The sequence below is a fragment of the Halomonas sp. AOP43-D1-4 genome (genome assembly GCF_052446175.1).
Lineage (GTDB): Bacteria > Pseudomonadota > Gammaproteobacteria > Pseudomonadales > Halomonadaceae > Vreelandella > Vreelandella citrativorans.
The window spans coordinates 1-2,298 of record NZ_JBQSVY010000036.1 but is presented as its reverse complement, the minus strand read 5'-3'; the positions used below and the strand labels follow the sequence as shown (position 1 = coordinate 2,298).

General features: G+C 50.1%; 2 protein-coding genes. One reads left to right on the top strand and one right to left on the bottom strand.

The features are described 5' to 3' along the window. Positions 1 to 7: 7 nt before the first annotated feature. Positions 8 to 1,006 (bottom strand): DNA-processing protein DprA, encoded by a 999-nt coding sequence (locus tag ACT3RQ_RS17640; RefSeq protein WP_086961193.1) that lies wholly within the window; start codon positions 1,004 to 1,006, stop codon positions 8 to 10. A gap of 231 nt (positions 1,007 to 1,237) precedes the next feature. On the opposite strand from ACT3RQ_RS17640, the gene ACT3RQ_RS17635 reads away from it, so the two are divergent. Next, positions 1,238 to 2,230: an IS30 family transposase gene (locus ACT3RQ_RS17635; RefSeq protein WP_096277122.1), complete on the top strand. Its 993-nt coding sequence runs from the start codon at positions 1,238 to 1,240 to the stop codon at positions 2,228 to 2,230. Positions 2,231 to 2,298 lie beyond the last annotated feature (68 nt).

The window sequence follows — 2,298 nt, the reverse complement described above, 5'->3', positions numbered from 1 at the left end:
GAACTACCTAAATTTCTAAATTCTGTTGCACTGGTTCGGTCGCGATATCTTCTGATTGCTCGGAATCCACTTGCAATGAGGAGGTATCCAAATCCAGTAGCGCTATAAGCTGCTCGGTTTCTCTAGGTATCTCAAACGATGTTGCGCCACGTGCACGCTCCGAAAAAACCATTTCTGGTCGGGCTTTTGCTGTTCCTGGCAGGAATATATTGACCACTTTTCTTTGGTATTTTGAAGCATATTCAACAGTGTGAGCTGTGCCGCTCTTTATTTTCCATTCAACTGGAATAACAAACTCAGAAAGGCCTGCCTGGATTCGATTTCGCCTCACAAAGTTCTCACCAGAATAAGATTGATGTGGCAGGTATTCTGTTATGACTGCCCCGCCATTCATCAAAATTTTCTCACGGATCTCTTGAGAGCCTTTGGGGTAATCAAGGAATATTCCATTTCCTAAAACCGCCACTGTGGGCAAGCCATACCTGAGAGACTCCTGATGAGCAACTTGGTCGATGCCAAAAGCGAGGCCAGATACTACCGTTCTCTCTGAATGTGCAAGTGTTGCGACAACGTAGCGAGCCAAGAACTCACCATCCTTTGAAGGCTTACGAGTGCCCACAACAGCAATTGGACGATTATAAAGGGTTCGAATATCCCCTTGGATAAATAGCCAGCGCGGCCCATCTTCAATTTCTTTAAGCCTGCCTGGGAACTCCTCCTGATCCCGAAAGACTAGCCGTGCTCTATATTTGGCCAGTTCCCTGGCTAGCTGAAGGCCAGCCTCCCAGACTCTATGCTGCCACTCTTCAGGACTTTCACCGTCCAGCAAAAGTGATACCTTCAGCTCTTTTTCAAGAACAGAAATCGGTGAATTTTTGAGAAAGTCTTTGAACCCTTTCCCGGGCAACATCAGACGAAATAGCGTCCAGTACCCAACACCTTTGATAGTCGATAGCGCAAGAAAAGCTACGACTTCATTACGCCAAAAATTGGCACCACGATCCATGCCTTACATTCCCAGTTAGCCGCTTTTTTCGTTATCCATAGTAGAGACTACTTGAATTCGGGTTCGCGCAGAAGAACCTGCCTACGCCAGTCGTACCTTTCACGTCACTTTTTCTTATTAAGCACGTACCCTGGATTCATAGAATAAGCGCAGCACTTTGGACCACAAGGTAGAGGCAGGAGGGCCAGCGCCGGTACCCTCTCTGCCTTACCTACCAAAGTGAAGCAGAGCATGGGATACCGACAACTGACCCAGATCCAACGATACCAAATTTTTGCCTATCTTGAGACCGGCATTAGCCAGCGAAAGATAGCTAAGGCCATTGGTGTCCATAGCAGCACCATTAGTCGCGAGATAAAGCGCAACGGTCTGACCAGTGGTTATGCGCCTGAACAGGCTCAATCGGCAAGTGATCAGCGCCGACGCACTGCCTGGAAAGTGACGAAGCGGCTGCCCAGCCTGATTCGCTGGGTCACTGACCAATTGATGGACGAATGGAGCCCTCAGCAAATCAGTGGCTTCATGGCCAATGCCAACGGGGCCTGCGTAAGCCATCAATGGATCTATGCGTTAATCTGGGACGACAAGAAGCACGGTGGAACATTATGGAAACGGCTCCGACTGCCACGCCAGCGGCGCTACCAGCGCCAATTGGCTAAGCGGGCGGGGTTAGGCAAAATCCCGCACCGAGTAGGCATTGAGCAGCGCCCTGCCAAGGTGGAAGAACGGCGCCATATCGGACATTGGGAAGGCGACACGGTGCTTAAGGGCCACAAAGAATCTGGACTGGTGACCCTGGTCGAAAGACGCAGTGGCTACCTCTTGGCAGCGCGGCTGCCAACAATCACCGCCACTAGAACGGCTCAGGCAATGACGCGGTTATTGGCACCACGCCGAGGGGCAGTGCACACCATCACTTTGGATAATGGGTCGGAATTCGCTGAGCACCGGAAAGTTGCCAAGGCCGTCTCGGCTAAGACCTATTTTTGCGACCCGTACCGCTCATGCCAGCGTGGTACTAATGAAAACACCAATGGTCTGATTAGGCAGTATTTTCCTAAAGGTACTGACTTCCGCAAAGTGACCAATGCCGAGCTACGAAGTGTCGTCAATAAGCTAAACGATAGACCAAGAAAGCGGCTGGGATACCGAACCCCAGCCCAGGTGTTCTTAGGTGAATACTCAGGAGCACTAGAAACCGCAGGTGCTGCACTTATTAGTTGAATCCAGGACTGAAGGTCATTCCACTGCAATTTAGAACTTTTGTATTCTTGGCAATGCCAGTAATGACC

Excerpts from the sequence above, each read along its gene's own strand:
- ACT3RQ_RS17640 (WP_086961193.1), bottom strand. The coding sequence starts at position 1,006 with ATGGATCGTGGTGCCAATTTTTGGCGTAATGAAGTCGTAGCTTTTCTT.
- ACT3RQ_RS17635 (WP_096277122.1), top strand. The coding sequence starts at position 1,238 with ATGGGATACCGACAACTGACCCAGATCCAACGATACCAAATTTTTGCC.